The organism is Brevibacterium sp. K72, from assembly GCF_050562175.1.
GTDB lineage: Bacteria > Actinomycetota > Actinomycetes > Actinomycetales > Brevibacteriaceae > Brevibacterium > Brevibacterium casei.
On the sequence record NZ_CP191582.1, the window covers coordinates 162,411 to 181,277 of the forward strand.

The following is an 18,867-nucleotide window of genomic DNA, read 5'->3' on the forward strand; positions in this document are numbered from 1 at the left end:
GTCATTCACCACGAACCGCGAAGAGCCATCATGCCTGCCGTAAGTCGTTTTGTGACAGCCGACACCCGGGGAATCTCCCGCACGGCACCTGAGTCCCCTCTCCCCCTGTCCGGCACCGTGATCTCGTGTCAGTCCGAGGGTCTATCGTCAGACCATGGACGAGGACCGCCCGCCACCCGAGTTCGTCTCCGTGACCGTCCGCTCCGATGCCCACTCGCCGCCGACGACGGCCGAGGTCGCGACATGGCAGCTGGGCCCGGTGAGCGGAGACAGCCGCGGCGACGTCGTCATCTGCCACGGCACTCCGTGGTCGTCACGGATGTGGTGGCCGTTGGCGCGCGCCCTGAACTCGACTCACCGTGTGTTCCTCTGGGACATGCCCGGCTACGGTGCCTCGATCGCCGCCGCCGAGGCGGGGGTCCCCGTCGATCTCGTCGCCCAGCGCCGTCGACTGGCCGAGCTCATCCGCCGGTGGCGTCTCGAGCGACCGCACGTCATCGCCCACGACATCGGCGGAGCCGTCGCCCTCGGGGCGCATCTGCTCGAGGGAGTCGAGTTCGCCTCGCTCCATCTAAGCGACATCGTCACCCTGCCACCGTGGGGTTCGCCGTTCTTCCGGCTCGTCGCGGACAACGAGGCGGTCTTCGCCGCCCTTCCCCCGCCGTTGCATCAGGCACTCGTCCACGCCTACATCACCGGCGCCGGCGGACCGGACTTTCCGCAGGGATGGGTCGATGAACTCGCTCGACCGTGGTCGACGCAGGATGGGCAGGCGGCGTTCTATGCGCAGATCGCCGCCCTGTCACCGGTGGACACGGAGCCGATCGCCGAGCGCCTCGGTCAGGTCCGCTGCCCCGTGCGGATCGGCTGGGGCGAGGACGATCCGTGGCTCCCCGTCGAGCAGGCAGGCCGTCTCGCCGAAGCGCTTCCCGGCCCGGTCGATGTCACCCGCTTCCCCGGGGTCGGGCATCTGGCCGTGCTCGAGGCTCCCGAAGCGTTCGCCGCTGAGGTGACCGCGTGGCTGACGATCAGCTCGGCGTGAGGTCGGCTGGGCGCTCCGTTTCAGGAGCGAACTACCCGGCGTGGTGCGCGACGCGGAACTCCTCCGGCACCCCGCCATGTCCGGTGGCGAGGTCGGCGGCGAGTTCGCCGATCATCGGGGCGAACTTCGCTCCGTGACCCGAACACGCGGAGACGAGGACGACGCCGTCGGCGGAGTCGATGAGGAAGTCCTCGCTCGGAGTGTTCGTGAACAGGCAGGTCGTCTCCGCGTAAGGTTCGGGGGCGAGGCCGGGCAGGTGCTCTCGGACGTAGTCGGTCATCCGCTCGCGCATCTCGGGGGTGATCCGGCCGTCCTGGTCGAGCGCGGAGGGGATCACCCTGCCTCCATTGAATTCCGCGAGCTTGAGCCCCGAGAAACCGGCGTCGCGCCCACCCGGCAGACCATAGGTGAAGATCTCCCCCGATTTGTGGATGAACGTCGGCCACGCTGCCGCAGGCTGTCCCGGGTCGTCTGCGCCGCGATAGGGGAAGTGGAAGGCCTGCTCCTGCCGCACGTCGAACCTCGGTAGCGCAGCCCGGAAGCCCTCCGGCAGACCGAGGTGAGGGAGGAGGGCCGGCAGGTAACCGCCGGCTGCGACGATGACGGTGTCCGCGTCGACGGCACCCCCGCTCGCCGAGGTGACACGGAAGCCGCCCCCGGACCGTCGCCCCACCTCGGCGACGGTCCAGTCCTCGAGGACGCGGACCCGATCGGTGGCGACGGCGAGGTCGAGCATCGCCGTCACCGCGGTCTCGGCGTCGATGACGCCGGCTGCGGGATGCCAGAGGACCTCGGTGTCGAACCTCATCTGCGGCCACCGCGCGGTCGCCTCTGCCGAGGAGAGCACCTCATGTTCGATGCCGACGGTGTCGAACACGGCGGCGAGCTCGCTCACGTGCCTGACCTCGCCGTGGTCGACGGCTCCGGTGGCGGTGATGAGTTCGAGACCGGCGGCCTGCTCGATGTCGGCCCACAGCGCGCGGGAGGCGACGACGAGGTCGACGTAGAGGCGCTGCGGATAGGCGAAGCGCAGTATCCGCGCCGAACCGTGCGAACTGCCCAGCGCAGTGGCCGGTGTGTGCTGCTCGAGGACCGTGACGTTCTCTCCGCGGTCGGCAAGCGCACGTGCCGTCGCAGCACCGGCGAGTCCCGCTCCGATGACGATGTGCTCGGTCATGGAGACCCTCCCCTTGGGTGACGACTGCGGCTGTCCTTCGAGCCTAGTCCGTCTGGCAGGATCCGGCGAACGCGGATCGCACTATGCGGTCGGCACGAGCTCCCGCCTGTTCGCGGCCATGATCGACAGGGCCACGGCCGCCGCGGCCACGGCGATGGCTCCCCAGATGCCGACGACCGCCCAGGCCGCACCGGCGATGACGAGCAGCGGGGCGAAGGTCACCGCGGCGATCTCGACGGGGATGACGGGCAGGTAGGCGAGCGAGAAGTCCTCGAGGGTGCGCGACTTGAGCTTGGGGTCGACGATGCGCAGCAGGGCGATGCCCGTGGCCACGGCTCCCGTCGCCCAGCCCCAGGTGAAGAGCTGGCGCTCGAACCACCCCTCGCTCATCACCCGCGGGGCGACGACGAGGCCGAGGAAGAGGCAGAGGGCGAGTCCGACGATGAAGAGGATGAGCAGCGACAGCCACTGGTCGGCGACGAAGCTCGGGACGACCGAGGCGATGCCGCAGACGATGAGGACGTCGGTCGCGGTGCCGGAGATCGAGTTCTGCGTCTCCTTGTCGATGAACTTCGTCGTCTTCGTCGACACGAGGATGCCGCGCAGCAGCAGTCCGACGATGAAGGCGATCGAGAAGAGGGGGAACGTCACCGCGGGCATGAGGTCGCCGAGGATGAGGTTGACCCCGTACGCACCGGCCGCGACCGCGACGATGATGCCGGCCTGGAACGTCAGGGATTCGATCGCACTGGCGGAGAACATGTGCGTGCCGATGCGCGGCTTGTCCTCGTCGTGGTCGAGGACTCCTGTGCGCAGTTCCGTGGGGACCGTGCCGATGCCGGCGAATTCGCGCGCGTAGCCCTTCTTGGCGCCGAACTTCGCCTGGATGATCCCGCCGATGATGCCCGTGAGCATGCCGACGGTCGCGGCAGTGAAGGCGAGCGACTGCACGGAGGGGTCGCCTGCCTCGGTGAAGACGGTGCCGATCGCCGCCGCCGAGCCGAACCCGCCGGCCCATCCGGCGAAGAGGAGGAGTCCGACATGGTCGGGTGCGCCGAGGAGGGGGCCGAGGAGGAAGAGGACGAGCCCCATGCCCAAGGCCGTCTGGGTGGCGTAGATGAGCACCCCGTAGCTGGCGAAGCCGGCGACCGAGCGGCCGATCTTGAAGATGTTGAAGTCGCTCGTCAGCGACAGGCACGCGAAGACGACGACGATGAGCAGGGAGCTGTACGTGCCGAGCTGGTCGGAGAAGGGCAGCCAGCCGAGACCGTTGGGTCCGAACGCGAGACCGATGAACCCGGCGATGACGCCTGCGGGGACCATCATCGTCTGCAGCACCCGGATCCGGGCACGGAGGATCGTGCCGATGACGAGGAGGCCGCCGATGAGTCCGGCGTCGACGAGCAGGGCGTACGGGGTGAAGGGTGTGGGATCCACGGGGCGGGTCTCCTAGCTCAGGGCATGCCTGAGGGCATGGCGGTGCGATGGGCGGCAGCCGGGGGGCCGACAGGCAGGCGCGGGGCCGGTGCCTACTTCGGGTCGGGCAGCATTCCCGCGGCGGCGACGGCGCTGCGGACGATCTCGGGCAGCCCGTACTCGGCCTTCCAGCTGAGCAGGGCCGAGATCCGGGTGACGTCGGCGACGAGGGCAGGCGGGTCGCCGGCCCGCCGCTGCCCCATCTCGGGCACGATCTCACGTCCGGTCGCCTCGGCGATGGCGTCGATGACCTCCCTGACGGAGGCTCCGGTGCCGGTGCCGACGTTGAACACGGTTTCGGTGGTGTCCCCGGACTTCATGTAGTCGAGTGCCGCGATGTGGGCCTCGGCGAGGTCCTTGACGTGGACGTAGTCACGGATGCACGTGCCGTCGGGAGTGTCGTAGTCGTCGCCGAAGATCACGGGGGCCTTGCCGGCGGCGAGACGTTCGAGGACGATCGGGATGAGGTTCATCACCGCGGTGTCGGCGAGTTCGGGCCAGCCCGCGCCGGCGACGTTGAAGTAGCGCAGCTTGACGGCGTTGAAGTCCTTGCCGCGCATCGTCGCCGAGGTGATCGCGTTGTCGATCATCCATTCGCCGATGAGCTTGGTCTCCCCGTACGGGTTGATCGGTCGGCAGTCGAGGTCCTCGGGAACGAGCGCGACGTCGGGCATGCCGTAGGTCGCGGCCGAGGAGGAGAAGACGAGCGAGTCGATGCCGGTGCGGTCGACGGCAGCGAGCACGTTCGCCAGCCCCCCGATGTTCTGTCGGTAGTAGTGCAGGGGCAGTTCGACGGATTCGCCGACCTGCTTCTTCGCGGCGAAGTGGATGATCGAGTCGACGCCGTGCTCCTCGATGGCGGCGACGAGGCGGTCCTCGGCGTCAGAGGCTGCGAGGTCGAGGTCGAGCACGGGCAGTCCGTCGACGCGTTCGGCGATGCCCGTCGAGAAGTCGTCGACGACGAGGACGTCGTCACCGCGCTCCGTGAGCAGCCGTACCACGTGCGAGCCGATGTATCCCGCACCTCCGGTGACCAGAACCGCCATGCATCTCCTTCTTCGCTGTGTCAGTGACCGGCATCCCGGGTTGCGCCTCGGCGATGCCGGGTCAAGCTTAGACGGGCCAAGGGTCCGGGTGCCACGTGCGCTCCTGACCAGCGCTGATTCGGCGTTCGGGCGCCTTGTCCGCGGCCGGCGGGGTGACCGGTGCGGAGATCAGGTGTCGGTGACCGCAGCCGTGACGAGGTGTTCGGCGATGGCCAGCGCCGAGGTGGCTCCCGGGGAGGGTGCATTGCGGACGAACATCGCCGGTCCGGCCCGGTCGATGACGAAGTCGTCGACGAGGGTGCCGTCGCGGTTCATCGCCTGGGCTCGGATGCCCCGGGTCGCCCGGTGCCCGGTGGCCCCGGCGAGCTCGGGCACATAGCGGGCGGCTTCGGCGACGAAGCGCTCGGTGGAGAGGACGCCTCCGATCTCACGCCAGGCGGTGGCCATATTGCCGGCGGCGAATCGCCAGAAGCCTGTGTCAGCGGCGACGGCAAGCGAATCGCGGAGGCTGAACCCGAGCCCCGAATAGCCCTCCCGGGAGAGGGAGAGGAAGGCGTTGGGTCCGATCATCAGGCCGCCGTCGATGCGGCGGGTGACGTGGACGCCGAGGAAGGGGTATTTCGGGTCGGGGACCGGGTAGACGAGGCCGTTGACGACGTCGCCGGCACTGTCGTCGAGGATGAAGTACTGGCCGAAGAACGGCACCACCGAGGGCTGGCGGCTCTCTCCGGAGCGGGCGGCAAGTCGGTCGGATTGGAGGCCCGCGCAGGCGATGACGGCATCGAATTCGTGGGCGTCCCTGTCCGAGCGGACGAGGGCACGCTCCCCTCGCGGTCCCCGACGGCGCTCGATCCGGGACACCGGCGTCGAGAAGCGCACCCGACCGCCTCGGCGTCGGAAGTCGGCGACGACTGCTGCGGTGAGTCCGGGATAGTCGACGATCGCCGTGTGGGGTGAGTGGAGGGCGGCGACGCCGCGAACGCCCGGTTCGACGGCACTGAGCTCATCGGCGTCGAGCATCGCGACGTCGGGGACGCCGTTGGCTTCGGCCCGCTCGAAGATGGAGCGCAGCCGCGTGACCTCAACGTCGCCGGTGGCGACGACGACCTTCCCGCACTCGTCGACGGCGACGTCGTGGGCGTCGGCGAACTCACGCAGCAGGGTCACCCCGCGACGGCACAGCGTCGCCTTGAGGCTGCCCGGTTCGTAGTAGAGACCCGCATGGACGACACCGGAGTTGTGTCCGGTCTGGTGCGCGGCCGGTCCGCTCTCCTTCTCGTAGAGGGTGACATCGACCGCGTCGTCGCGCAGGAGAAGCTCTCTCGCGACCGCGGCACCGATGATGCCCGCGCCGATGACGGCGACACGTCTGCCCATGGGCGCCCTCCTGCGGCGGCTCGGCCGCCCTCGATCATCACGGTTCTCGCACCCTATCGAAGGATGTCGACATACGCGATGAACGCCTCGCAGACTGGACTCCTCTCGAGGGCGTCACCTCTGTAGTTCTCATTAACGGCGCTTAAGACGGAGGTTTGATCAGGACAGTCCGGCGGGACCGATCTGCCTTCTGAGCGCTCATCCACGCGTCGGACACGGCCCGAATCTGCCGTCGCATCGCCACTCCTGCCAGGCAGGAAGAGGGGATTCGGCGGCCAGGTGCTCACCGATCGACCGAAGCCGCCCAGCCGGGTGTCCGGTGAATCTCGCCCGTAGTTGAATTAATAATTACCACCCACTACACCTCTGCTGGACTCTGCACTTTCTACCTTCCGGTAACAATAACGGATTTATAACGTTATGAATTACCTAGTGATTACTTTTTCATGACTCCGTAATCTCGTGATGGAACGCTCGGCAGACTGCCGGTGCGCACTCAGCCAATGCTCAAGAATCAACGCCGATCTCTTCCGAAGTGGGGGCCATGACGACTCGCAGCCGATCCAGCAACCGACGTCGCGCCACGCTGGGCGCAGTCGCCGCCGCCACGGCGGTCGGCCTCACCGTTCTCATCACCGCGCCGGGGACCGCTGTGCCCGTCGACCCGGATGAGCTCGCCGAGGCCCACGGCCAGCTGATCGACACCGACATCATCAGCGCCGACCTTCTCGACGTCTCCTCCGCCCGAAGCACCTACCCGTCGAGTCCGACCGCGGATCACACTCCTCTCGATGTGGCCGCACTGCAGGCGCTCAACGTCCAACTCCCGAACGTCTCGCTGCCGCTGATCAGCGGTGACGATGGAAACGGTCTGCTCCACCTCGGCGAGGTCGGCGCGCTCAACGCCTTCGGTCATGCTCCGTCGTACGACAGCGCAGTCGCGAGTGCAGGCGCAGTGGGCGAGGACGGGGCGATCAACGTCGATCCTGCCAACCCCGGCGCTTACGGCAATGCTCGGGTCAGTCTCACTCCCCTGCTGCGACAGCTCGGGCTCAGCGATGTCACCGATGAGGTCGTCGATGACCTCAGCCTCGAACTCGGTGCGCTGGCCTCGCGTGCCGAGGCTGACTCCGAGACCGTGAGTTCGGATTACGTCGTCGCAGACGGCGTGCTCACGCTCTCCAGCCCTGCCCTGGCGGACCTCTCGGATGCCCTCGAGACTGCTGTCGACGGCTCCGGCAGCGCACTCGAGGATGCCATCGGCGACGAGGGGCTCGCCGGCGAACTCGCGAAGATCGGTGTCAACGTCAACGCAGGCATCGCCTCGGTGAGGGTCGGCGGAGCGGACACCACAGTCAGTGTCGAGGTCAGGGATGCTCTCAACAGCGTCGTCGAGAACGCCGTGCGGGACAAGCTCGAGGACAAGTCGGGCATCGTGTCGATCGACATCGCAGAGGGGGACATCGCGATCGATCTCGCGAAGATCGTCGAGGGAGGCAACGGCGAGGATCTCAATGGACTGGCGCCGAACACGAAGGTGCTCACCTCGAGCACGATCTCGGCGATCACGACAGCCGTCGCCGATGCTCTCGGGGCGCTCAGCGGTCGTGTCAACGAGACTCTCACCGAGGCACTCAACGATGTGCACGTGAAGATCGAGCTGCCCGGACGGATCTCGGCCCTGGGTGTTCCCGCGGTCACCGGCACCGTGACTGTCGACGCGACTCTGGGGCAGCTCGCGGGAACCGATTCCTCACAGCCCACGGTGACGACCGATCTCTCGTTGCTCGGAGTCCCCGTCGGGACCGTGCTGGGCGCGATCACCAAGCCGGTGATCGATGCGGTCCTCGCGGTGACGAAACCGGTCGTCGGTTCGATCATCACCGCGACCGCCGAGGAGGTGTCGGGCTCCGTCACGGGACTGATCGATCCCGTCCTGAGGACTCTCGACCCAGTTTTCGGGGCACTTGACGAAGTCATCGACCTCACCATCAACGAGCAATTCACCACGCCGGTGCCACAGCAGGGCGATCGGGCGGAGGCGTTCGCAGCCGCGGCGGCACCGCGGGACATGTTCACGGTCAACGCGGTCAGCCTCGAGGTCCTTCCCGGCGCCGACGCGGTCGACGTCAACCTCGCGTCGTCGTCGGTGCGCACCAGCGCCGAGGACGAAGCCGACCCGGACGCGAACACGAACGCCGCGGCATCGGCGTCCGCGTCAGCCACCGCCGACGACGACGGCAACCCCGCAGCCCAGGCTGCCTCGGAGGCCGCAGCCGACAACGATGCGAACACGACCGCGTCGGCAGCAGCTGACGTCAACGCTGAAGCGGCGGCCGAATCGGCAGCCACCGAGGATGCGTCGTCGCAGGCTTCGGCCGATTCAACGACAGATCCGAGCGCCTCGTCGACCGCGGCGTCGCAGGCTGCGGCGCAGGCGGACAACACTGACGACACCAATGCGGAGGCCTCCGCAGCCGCTGACGCCGGACCTGCGGCCGCCGCCGAAGCCGCGTCGACCGCTGACTCGTCGAATGAAGCCTCGGCGCAGGCTGCGGCCGATGCCGACGCTTCGACGGATCCGGATGCTGCGGCAGACCCAGACGCCAACGCTGACCCTGACGCTGCGGCAGATCCGGACGCCTCGGCGGATCCGGACGCGGCCGCCGACCCTGATGCAACCGCCGACTCATCCACCCAGGCCTCCGTGGAAGCAGCCGCCAACGCCGACGCCTCCACGGATCCCGACGCCACCGCAGACCCGGACGCGGCAGCCGACCCTGACTCAGCCGCGGACCCGGATGCTTCGACAGACCCTGACGCCTCCACCGATCCCGACGCAGCAGCCGACCCGGATGCAGCAGCGGATCAGGACGCTTCGACGGACCCGGATGCCTCCGCGGATCCCGATGGCGCAGTCAACGTCAACGCCGCCGCTTCCGCCTCGGCATCGGCCAACGCCGACGACAACGGCGACCCCGCCGCACAAGCCGCGGCACAAGCCGCAGCCGACGAAGACGCGAACACCACCGCCTCGGCGGCAGCCAACGAGAACGCCGAAGCAGCAGCCGAGTCCGCAGCGACGGAAGACGCCACCACCGACACCACCGCCGATGCGACAACGGACGCGAACTCAGCGGCCAAGGGAGCAGCCAAGGCAGCAGCCAACGCCGACGGCACGGACTCGACGAACGCCGATCAATCAGCGGCAGCGAACGCCGACGCCTCCTCAGCAGCCGAAGCCGCCTCAACCGCCGACTCATCCACCCAGGCCTCCGTGGAAGCAGCCGCCAACGCCGACGCCTCCACGGATCCCGACGCCACCGCAGACCCGGACGCTGCGGCAGACCCAGATGCAGGCGCGGACCCCGACGCCGCAACGGATCCCGCTGCGACGGCAGACCCCGATGCGGCAGCAGGAGACGACGTGAATGCCGCTGCAACCGCCTCCGCCTCGGCGAGCGCAGACGACGACGCCGATCCTGCAGCCCAGGCAGCCGCTCAGGCTGCCGCCGAAGAGGACGCCACGACCACAGCGTCCGCCGCGGCTGACGAGAATGCCGAAGCAGCAGCGGAGTCCGCGGCGAGCGAGGACGCCTCCTCGGAGGCCTCTGCCGACGCCGCTTCGGATCCCAACGCCTCATCGCAGGCCGCTGCCCAGTCGGCGACGAAGGCTGACAGCAACGACGACACGAACGCCTCGGCAACGGCGGCCGCTGATGCCGACCCGGCAGCCGCCGCCTCGGTGACGGCAACGGCCGACTCCGCGACGAAGGCATCGGCAGAAGCCGCCTCGGACTCTGACGGGTCGTCACGCATCGGAGGGGCGTCCAGTGCCGCCGCCGACGGCTCGTCGAGTGCAGGCGGATCGACCTCCGCATCGTCCACCTCGACGAATGCGAGCTCGACCGCCTCGGGCGGTGGAGATCTGCCACGGACCGGTGCTGACGGGACACTCGCGCTGATCGGACTTGCCGGGCTGCTCGTCGCCGCCGGCACCGCGATCACTCTGAGCGTGAGACGCCGGCGGCTCTCAGCGCACCAACGCTGAGTGCGGCTCGACACCGAACAGCGCCGTCGCCGGCAAGGGCACATTCCTCCCCGGCGACGGCGCTGTCATGCTCGTGCGAAAGCGTCGGCCAGTTCGTCCGGTCGGGTGAATAGAGACTCATGACTGCCCGGCACCGGAACCGGCTCGACCCCGAGCCGCTCGGCGAAACGGGGCCAGCCGTACTCTCCTTCCGGCAGTCCGATGTCCTCGGCGCCGAGCAGATAGGACACATCGATTCCGAGTTTGGTCGGCATCACAGAGTCAACGGGAGTCGTGAAGTACTGCATCGGCTGGGAAACCAGCAGACTGTGGATCATCGCCTGAACGGACTCGTCGGCGTCCTGCATGAACGCGGCCTTCCATACCTCGAGCGGGAGCATCACGGAGTTGTCACCCGATTGGGCAGCCAGCCCCTCGAACAGCTCACGATAGTGCGGCGGAACCTCGTCCATGAGCGACCGGCCGGCGGCCGGAACGAAAGCACTCCAGTAGACGAGCCTGTGGAGCCGCTCGGCGATCCGCGGTGCCGCACCGGTGATGACATACCCGCCCCAGCTGTGACCGATGAGCGTGACATCGCGGAGGTCGTTCTCCTCGATCACCGTGACAATATGGTCGATCACATCATCGAGCCCGTATCTCTGCGGCTCATCCCCGTCATGCAACCCGGGCAGCGTCGGCGCATAGACCGTATGCCCGGCTTGCCGCAGATGCTGTGCGACCGGCCGCCAGGCCCATCCTCCATGCCAAGCACCGGATACGAGAACGAATGTCTTCAGCATGGCAAACTCCCTTGGTTGCACTTGCAGATGGTGACTCGATGTTACCGTACAGTCATATTCGTAAACAAGAAGCCGCGCAGCGCAGAAGCCCCGACCACCTCGGCCGATGATCCTTGAGAGTCGCGTCACACAGAGGTACCGTCGGACTAACCCAGAGGAGGCAGCGCCATGAGCGGAGTCAACGAGGACCACTATCAGCCGTCGACCCACCCGGGCGACATCATCGAAGTCATTGACGAGGAGACCGGCGAGATGGTCAAACGCCGGATCATTCTCGATGAGTTCGGGAACGGCACGAAGACGAGGCCGCTCGAAGAGGGCGAAGAGGACGAGCTCCCCGAGAGCACCTGATCTCCGTCACCACCAGGCGCGGACGGTCTCCGTCGGTCCGTCCACCTCGGTGAAGCCTGCGTCGATGACGCTCACGGGTCTGCCTGTCGTGCGCCAATCGGCCTTGCTCGGAGTGACGACGCGGAGACTGAAGTCAGCTTCTCGCCAATGATCTCGCTGCTCCGGCGTCATCCGCTCGAAGGCGAGTTGGGCCCCGTGGGCGACCTGAGCGGCGGCCTTGCCCGTCGTCAGAGTGACCAGCGGGGAGAGTTCGATCGTCACGACAGCCTCGGCGGAAGGAACGGATGTCTCTCCCTCATCGGGGAACTCCGTGCCCCCGACCTGCAGCTTCGACAGCTGCGGCGGCAGCGGGGAGACCGGCCCGGGCGGAAAGACCGACGCCTCTGCCGGCGCATAGTCTTCGGTCCCACCGAAGCTCACGGTCACGCTGCCGAGAGCACGGGCATCCTCGAGCTTCTTCCCGTCGCCGCGGCGCACGACCTTGCGGATCGCCCCGTCGCGCCAGTATGCGACAGCGTTGCTCCACTCCCCGCCCGGCTGCGAGCGCGGATCGTCGAGGAACGTGACCACGGCTCTCGCCGTGGCCTCAAGCACGTCGATGTGGCGAGACAGACCCGTCTTCGACTTGCGGACCACGATCGGCAGCGACCACGGGACTTCATGATCGGTCTCGTGTCGGCGCATCTGTTCGATCCGCGTCTGCTCTGACATCTGCTTCCTCCGTCCCCCGCCGGCTCCCCGGCCTTGGCACATTCGTCGACGCGAGCGCGTGTGCCTTCGCGTGCCCTTGTCGATCACTCACTTCGACTATGACAACGTCGCCGGCCACCGCTTATTCCCGCCGAGACCGGTTACGGGCGCGGGCCGCCGGGAGATCGCCCGGACCGCGCACTCCGGGGTCCGCGACCCCGCGAGTAGGCTGGACGGTGCACGTCCGCGCGTTCAGAGATCCGAAGAAGGACACGATGACTCACGATGCGACCTCCCCTTCTCCGCAGGGGTCGACCATGCCGCGGGACATCCGCGAGGCGCTGTCGACGCAGATGCAGGAGGTGCTCCGGGTCCAGGGTGCTCGCGCCGCCGAATGCCGGACGGCCGCCGACGATGTCGTCACCGCCCGCATGGGACGGGAGGCTGTCCCCGACGATTCCAAGGATGCCCTGGCGCCGACGGAGTTCGCCGCTGTCCGAGCCGAGTACCGCGCCGAACGCGCCTTCTGGAATGAGGACGGGCCGACGATGGCGCAGACCCTCGACGCGAACATCAGGGTCCGCGACGTCGAGGTGCCCGTGCGCATCCACCGACCCACAGACGACTCGACGCTCCCGGGCGTCGTCTTCCTCCACGGAGGAGGTTTCTCCCTCGGCGACCTCGATACCCACGACCGGATCGCACGGGTGATCGCCGTCGCCTCAGGAGCCGCCGTCATCGCCGTCGACTACTCGCTCTCTCCGGAGGCGGTCTACCCGCAGGCGCTGCTCGAATGCGCCGCCGTCATCGACCGCCTCGTCGCCCATGGCGGCACGTGGGGCATCGACGGCAGCCGGTTGGCCGTCGCCGGCGATTCCGCCGGGGCGATGCTCGCCCTCGGAGCTGCCCTCCTCCTGCGCGACGAACCCGAACGCATCCAGCACACACCCGAACGCGTCGGCGCCGAGAAGGCGTTCACCTCCATCAGGGCGCTCCTCCTCTTCTACGGCGGTCACGGTCTCACCGACTCCGAGAGCAGGCGACTCTTCGGCGGCGCATGGGACGGGATGACCCCGGAGGCTCTCGCGTCGATCGCCGCTCTGCACTACTCGTCCCCCGCAGACGCAGAGAGCCCCTACGTCAACCACCTCGGCGCCGACCTCAGTAGCCTTCCCCCGACCTTCATCGCCGCCGCCGGACTCGACCCTCTGCGCGACGACAGTCGCGCCCTTGCAGCTCTCCTGCGGCGGGCGGGCACCGACGTCGACTACGTGGAATACCCGCAGGTCCTCCACTCCTTCCTCCACTTCGGCAGGATGCTCGACGAGGCGAACGCCGCTCTCGAGGCAGCCTCGACGTTCGCTGCATCACACCTCGGTCGGGTGGACTGACGCCGACAGCCTCTGGGGTGTATCGTTGGAGGCCTTGCGATCTCCGCTCTGCGGAATCCCTGCGTCGTCAGGACCTCTCGACTCTGCGCACGCTCTCACCGGCTGCGGCACACGACATTCCTCTCGGCGAACCAGAACGCGGTCCCGCGTTCGGACACCCTGCCGGGAAGTTCCGCTCCCTCCGCACACGCGGATGCCGAGTACCCCGGCGCGTCGAAAGGCCACGCCATCACTGCGTCCACGACCACTTCCGCCCGTTCGTTCTCCGACCTCGGCGTCCCCACCGTTCTCGTCGATCAGCTCTCGGCCGACGGCAAGACCGCAGCGTTCCCCATCCAGCAGGACACGCTCGGTGACACCCTCGCCGGACGCGATGTGCTCGGCCGCGGGAAGACCGGTTCGGGCAAGACCCTCGCCTTCTCCATCCCCATGGTCGCCCGGCTCGCCGAGACGCAGCCGTCACGACCGGCCAGGGGCCGCGCCCCGCGCGGTCTGATCCTCGCTCCTACCCGTGAGCTCGCCACGCAGATCGCAGCGGTACTCGACCCGCTCGCCAAGGCGTGCGGGCTGACGACTACGACGATATTCGGCGGGGTCAAGCAGAAGCGGCAGGAGACCGCGCTGGCCGCCGGCGTCGACATCGTCGTCGCCTGCCCCGGTCGGCTCGAAGATCTCCTCCAGCAGGGCATCGTCTCCCTCGACTGCATTGAGGTCACCGTTCTCGATGAGGCCGACCACATGGCCGACATGGGCTTCCTGCCCGGCGTCACCCGACTGCTCGCGAAGACCCCGGTCAAGGGTCAGAGGATGTTCTTCTCCGCGACCCTCGACAACGACGTGGACAAGCTCGTACGACGGTTCCTCCACAACCAGGTGCTCCATTCGGTCGACGATCCGACCTCACACGTCGACGCGATGACCCACCATCTGTTCGAAGTCACCCCCGAGGACAAGAGCGAGCTCGTCCACCGGCTGGCATCTGGATCCGGTCGCCGGATCCTCTTCACCCGCACCAAGCATCGCGCCAAGAGGCTGGCCCGGCTGCTGACGAAGCAGGGTATCCCGGCCGTCGACATGCACGGCAACCTGTCCCAGTCGGCCCGGGAACGCAACCTCGCCGCGTTCGCCGAGGGCGGCGTCAAGGTCCTCGTCGCAACCGACGTGGCCGCCCGCGGTGTCCACGTCGATGCCGTCGAACTCGTCGTCCACGTCGACCCGCCCACCGAGCACAAGGCCTACCTCCACCGCTCAGGTCGCACCGCGCGCGCCGGCAGCGCCGGTGATGTCGTCACCATCATGACGCCCGAGGAGCGCAAGGACACCCTGGCACTTCTGCGCAAGGCGAAGATCTCGGTCAAGCCGCAGAAGGTCACCGCCGACTCCGCTCAGGTGAGCCCGCTCGTCGGCGAGGTCGCCCCGTTCGTCGAACCCCAGGAGGGCCAGCCGGAGAAGGTGCGGGGAACGGAGGCCGCACCTGCCGGCCAGGCTCCGTCGCAGAAGCGCTCCGCGCGTCGCCGCCGTGGTCGCCGCGGTACCGGCGGACAGACTGGTGCGAAGTCCGGCGCGCCGACTTCAGAGAACACCGCGTCGACGACGCGCAGCTCCCGATCCGGTGAGTCCCGTACCGGACGCGCCCACAACGGCACGAGGGGTCAGGGACGCACCTCTGACAGGTCCCGGTCCCGGTCTCGCGCGGACCAGACGCGAGGGAGTCAGTCCCGCGCCGCGGCCTCGTCCCAGGGCGGGACGCAGCGGAGTTCGGATGCGCGTGGGACCACCGCGGAGACCCGTCGCCGCAACCGCTCACGCGCCGGCGGCTCCCAGCAGGTCTACTCGACGAGCAGCTGAGGCGGCACGGCCGGATCCTCGGCCCTACCGCCTGACCCCGCGGCCACCGGTGAGCCGCCCGTCCTCAGAACGTCGGCACGTCGGCGATGAGGGACTTCGTGTACTCGTGCTGCGGATTCTCGAGCACGGCGTCCGCGGACCCGTAGTCGACGATGACGCCCTTGTTGAGGACGGCGAGGTTGTCGGCGATGTGACGCGAGAGCGCGATGTTGTGCGTGACGAAGAGCATCGCGAGCTGCCGTTCGGCCCGCAGGGTGCGCAGCAGCCCGATGATCGACGCTTGGACACTGACATCGAGCGCCGAGGTGATCTCATCGCAGACGAGCACCGACGGTGCGTTGACGAGCGCTCTGGCGATCGCCGCCCTCTGCCGTTCCCCACCGGAGAGATCACCAGGACGCCGGTGGTAGAACGACCGCCCCAGGCGCACCGAGTCGAGCGCCTCCTCGACGATGGCCTTCCTGCTCGCAGCCGTGCCCTCGCCGCTCATCTCGAGGGGAACGGTGAGCGACTGTCCGATCGACCGCCGCGGGTTGAGTGAGGAGAACGGGGACTGGAAGACGTACTGGATGCCGATGCGCTCGTCATTCGTCCGCTTCCGCGTCGACTTCGCGAGTTCGACTCCGCGCAGCCGCACAGCCCCCGAGTAGTCGTCGTTGAGACCGGCCACACATCGGGACAGCGTCGTCTTGCCCGACCCCGACTCCCCGAGCAGCATCGTGCACTCCCCCGGTTCGAGGACGAGGTTGATGCCGTCGAGGATCTGCGCCTTCCCGTACGCAAGCGCCACGTCCGAGACCTCGAGCAGGGGTGCCTCCGTGAGGAGGGTCGTCGCGTCATCGGGCCGCGAAGCCGTGGAATCGGAAGTCGCGACAGTCTCCTCGGACTCCGACACCGCGGTCCCTGACTGCTCTCCGATCGTCTTGTCACCGGCGAGGTCGGGCACGGCGGCGATGAGCATCTTCGTGTAGTCGTGCTGCGGCCTCGAGAGCACCTGCGCGACGGACCCCTCCTCGACGAGGTCTCCGCGGAGCATAACGGCCACCCGATCGGAGATGTCCTTGATGACGGCGAGGTCGTGGGTGATGTAGAGACCGGCGACGTCGTTGGCCACCGTCATCTGGCGGATGGTGTCGAGGACGACGGCCTGGGTGGAGACGTCGAGGCCGGTCGTCGGCTCGTCGAGGATGAGCACATCGGGGTACATGGCGAACGCCATGGCGATGCCGATGCGCTGCTGCTGTCCGCCCGAGAGCTGGTGCGGCCACCGGTTCTGATACGCCTTGTCACCGGGCAGGCCGACATCGACGAGAACCTGGGAGATCCGGGCCTCCCGCTCGGCGGCGGAGGAACTGAAGCCGTGGATGTCGAGGACCTCACGGATCTGATCGCCCACGCGCATCGCCGGATTGAGCGAGAGCGCCGGGTCCTGCGGGATGTAGGCGATCCGGGACCCCCGCAGGGAGCGCACGGCCACCTCGTCGAGGTCGAGGACCTCAACGGCGGTGTCGTCACCGCGCGGCCACAGACTCACCGACCCCGAACCGTACTTGAGTCCTGAACGGAAGTGACCCATGCAGGCGAGACCGGCCGTCGTCTTACCCGAACCTGACTCCCCGACGAGGCCGAGGATCTCTCCCCGGGCGAGGGCGAAGCTCACCCCGTGGAGGATCTCCTTCCCGGCGACCGTGTCGATCCTGAGGTCGGAGACCCGCAGGACGATGTTCTCGTTCGGCACTGATTCGTCGGGGGCGACTACGTCATTGGTCGTCGTCATCATTCCTCCACTGTGGTCGAGGCGGTGGCTCGGGCGAAGGAGTCCGCGAGCAGGTTGGTGCCGATGGTGAGCAGCGCGATCGCGATGACCGGCAGGAGCACGCCCCACGGCTGGATGCTCAGGGCGATGCGGTTCTCGTTGATCATCAGACCCCAGTCGGCAGCGGGCGGCTGGAGGCCGAGTCCGAGGAAGGACAGCGAGGCGATCGCACCGATCGAATAGGTCAGTCGCAGTCCGGCTTCGACGCTCAGCGGTCCGGTGATGTTCGGCAGCAGCTCGCGGACAAGGAGCTTCGTTCGCGGCATCGCGTACATCTCCGCGGCGAGGATGTAGTCCTCGTTGATGACGCCCAGGGTGGCCGAGCGCGCAACACGCGCGATGCGCGGTGCGTGCGTGATGCCGATGACAGTGAGGAGCACCCACCCCTGTGGACCGAGCACCGTGATCGCCAGCAGCGCGAACACGAGCTGCGGGATGGCGAGGAGCACGTCGTTGAGGCGCATGATGATCGCATCGAAGCGCCCGCCGACGTACGCGGCGAGCATCCCCACGGCAGCGCCGAGGACCATGCCCAGCGCGGTGGCGAGAACGGAGTAGATGATGAGCGTGAAGCCGCCGGCGAGGAACCGGGAGAGCACGCTGCGGCCGAGGTTGTCGGTGCCGAAGATCCCGTAGGCAGAGAACGGCTTGCCGACGAACTCGGTGGCCGTCGACCCGGTCGCCCACGGCAGGAGCAGAGGCCCGCAGAAGGCGAAGAGGACGACGATCGCGGTGAGCGTCAGCCCGATCCGTCCCTGCTTCTGCGCGAGCACGCGGCGGAAGAACGGGACGTAGGTCGTCTGTGATTCCTTGGGGACCTCCGCGGCTTCGATGGCCGAGGACTTCATGTCGTCGAGGCTGCTGCTCATGCTGCGCTCCTCAGTTTCGGGTTGGTGAGGATGCCGACGATGTCGGCAGCCAGGTTGACCACGACGTAGACGGCGGCGACGAGCATCGAGATCGCCTGGACGACCTGGACGTCGCGGTAGGTGACGGCGTCGATGAGCGCCTGGCCGATGCCGGGGTAGCGGAAGAGGAACTCGACGACCACGACGCCTCCGGCCAGCCACGCGAGTTGGATCGCGATGACCTGGGCGACGGGACCGAGCGCGTGCGGCAGGGCGTGGCGGAGGATGACGCGGCGCTCGGGGACGCCTTTGAGGCGGGCCATCTCGACGAAGCCGGAATCGAGGACTTCGATCATCGTCGCCCGCATCATCCTCACGATGTAGGGAGTGACGACGAGGACGAGGGTGGCCGTGGGGAGGACGAGCTGAGCCGGGATCGTCCACACCGGTTGGCCCGGCGGTGCCAGGGTGACGGCGGGAAGGATCTGGAACACCGAGGTGGCGAAGATCGCGATGAGGCCGATGCCGATGACGAACTCGGGCATGGCGGCGAGCACGAGGCTGATCCCGGTCAGCGCCTGGTCACGGCGGGTGCCGCGGTGCAGCGCCGAGTAGACGCCGAGAGCGATGCCCAGCGGCACCGAGATGATCGCGGCCAGAGCCATGAGGATGAAGGAGTTGCCGATGCGCTCCCCGAGGAGTTCGGAGACCGGACCGCCCGTGGCGGTCGAGGTGCCGAAGTCGCCGACGAAGAGCCCGCCGAGCCATTCGAGGTAGCGCTGCCAGGGCGGCAGGTTGAGTCCGAGCTGTTCGTTGAGCGCTGCGATGCGTTCGGGGGTGGCCTGCTGGCCGAGGATGGCCCGGGCGGCGTCTCCGGGCAGCAGGAGGGTCGCGCCGAAGACGATGAGGGAGACGGCGAGGAGGATGAAGGCGGAGAAGATCAGCCTGCGGATGATGACTTGGGCGAACATG

General features: G+C 68.0%; 14 protein-coding genes. 5 read left to right on the forward strand and 9 right to left on the reverse strand.

Going from position 1 to position 18,867, the window contains the following annotated elements:
• The first annotated feature begins 154 nt into the window (after positions 1-154).
• Positions 155-1,042, forward strand: a complete 888-nt coding sequence (locus tag ACQ1RG_RS00770; protein WP_119296758.1) for an alpha/beta fold hydrolase — start codon at positions 155-157, stop codon at positions 1,040-1,042.
• Positions 1,043-1,073: 31 nt separating this feature from the next.
• On the opposite strand, the gene ACQ1RG_RS00775 is transcribed toward ACQ1RG_RS00770, so the two are convergent.
• The 4 genes from ACQ1RG_RS00775 to lhgO form a co-directional block, all read right to left on the reverse strand.
• Entirely contained in the window at positions 1,074-2,219 is a 1,146-nt protein-coding gene (locus tag ACQ1RG_RS00775; protein WP_119296757.1) for an FAD-dependent oxidoreductase, read from the reverse strand.
• 81 nt (positions 2,220-2,300) lie between these two features.
• Positions 2,301-3,656, reverse strand: coding sequence for a sodium/glutamate symporter (locus tag ACQ1RG_RS00780; protein ID WP_063250680.1), 1,356 nt, complete (start codon positions 3,654-3,656; stop codon positions 2,301-2,303).
• A 92-nt stretch (positions 3,657-3,748) separates the two neighbouring features.
• Positions 3,749-4,741, reverse strand: coding sequence for a UDP-glucose 4-epimerase GalE (gene galE, locus ACQ1RG_RS00785; RefSeq protein WP_063250682.1), 993 nt, complete (start codon positions 4,739-4,741; stop codon positions 3,749-3,751).
• 168 nt (positions 4,742-4,909) lie between these two features.
• Entirely contained in the window at positions 4,910-6,118 is a 1,209-nt protein-coding gene (gene lhgO, locus ACQ1RG_RS00790) for an L-2-hydroxyglutarate oxidase (protein ID WP_119296756.1), read from the reverse strand.
• A gap of 544 nt (positions 6,119-6,662) precedes the next feature.
• Here lhgO and ACQ1RG_RS00795 point away from each other — a divergent pair.
• On the forward strand, positions 6,663-10,169 hold the full coding sequence (locus tag ACQ1RG_RS00795) for a choice-of-anchor G family protein (protein WP_119296755.1): 3,507 nt from the start codon (positions 6,663-6,665) through the stop codon (positions 10,167-10,169).
• A 65-nt stretch (positions 10,170-10,234) separates the two neighbouring features.
• On the opposite strand, the gene ACQ1RG_RS00800 is transcribed toward ACQ1RG_RS00795, so the two are convergent.
• Positions 10,235-10,951 carry an alpha/beta fold hydrolase gene (locus ACQ1RG_RS00800; protein ID WP_063250687.1) on the reverse strand — a complete coding sequence of 239 codons (717 nt, stop codon included), beginning with the start codon at positions 10,949-10,951 and terminating at the stop codon, positions 10,235-10,237.
• 168 nt (positions 10,952-11,119) lie between these two features.
• Between ACQ1RG_RS00800 and ACQ1RG_RS00805 the strand changes: the two genes are divergently transcribed.
• Positions 11,120-11,302: a hypothetical protein gene (locus ACQ1RG_RS00805; RefSeq protein ID WP_095376297.1), complete on the forward strand. Its 183-nt coding sequence runs from the start codon at positions 11,120-11,122 to the stop codon at positions 11,300-11,302.
• Positions 11,303-11,308: 6 nt separating this feature from the next.
• On the opposite strand, the gene ACQ1RG_RS00810 is transcribed toward ACQ1RG_RS00805, so the two are convergent.
• The gene (locus tag ACQ1RG_RS00810; protein WP_095376296.1) at positions 11,309-12,013 is read right to left on the reverse strand and encodes a peptidyl-tRNA hydrolase; all 705 of its coding nucleotides are present in this window, start codon (positions 12,011-12,013) and stop codon (positions 11,309-11,311) included.
• Positions 12,014-12,267: 254 nt separating this feature from the next.
• Between ACQ1RG_RS00810 and ACQ1RG_RS00815 the strand changes: the two genes are divergently transcribed.
• Entirely contained in the window at positions 12,268-13,383 is a 1,116-nt protein-coding gene (locus ACQ1RG_RS00815; protein WP_095376295.1) for an alpha/beta hydrolase fold domain-containing protein, read from the forward strand.
• A 228-nt stretch (positions 13,384-13,611) separates the two neighbouring features.
• Complete coding sequence (locus ACQ1RG_RS00820) at positions 13,612-15,231, forward strand: DEAD/DEAH box helicase (RefSeq protein WP_119296753.1); 1,620 nt, start codon at positions 13,612-13,614, stop codon at positions 15,229-15,231.
• 64 nt (positions 15,232-15,295) lie between these two features.
• On the opposite strand, the gene ACQ1RG_RS00825 is transcribed toward ACQ1RG_RS00820, so the two are convergent.
• Genes ACQ1RG_RS00825 through ACQ1RG_RS00835 form a run of 3 tightly spaced genes read right to left on the reverse strand, consistent with a single transcriptional unit; the run spans position 15,296 to position 18,866 of the window.
• Complete coding sequence (locus tag ACQ1RG_RS00825) at positions 15,296-17,008, reverse strand: ABC transporter ATP-binding protein (protein WP_179952594.1); 1,713 nt, start codon at positions 17,006-17,008, stop codon at positions 15,296-15,298.
• Complete coding sequence (locus ACQ1RG_RS00830) at positions 17,008-17,916, reverse strand: ABC transporter permease (RefSeq protein ID WP_201671972.1); 909 nt, start codon at positions 17,914-17,916, stop codon at positions 17,008-17,010. Before ACQ1RG_RS00830 ends, ACQ1RG_RS00825 begins: the two co-directional genes overlap by 1 nt.
• Positions 17,913-18,866: an ABC transporter permease gene (locus ACQ1RG_RS00835; RefSeq protein WP_063250695.1), complete on the reverse strand. Its 954-nt coding sequence runs from the start codon at positions 18,864-18,866 to the stop codon at positions 17,913-17,915. The genes ACQ1RG_RS00830 and ACQ1RG_RS00835 overlap by 4 nt, the downstream gene beginning before the upstream one ends.
• Between the last annotated feature and the right edge of the window lies 1 nt (position 18,867).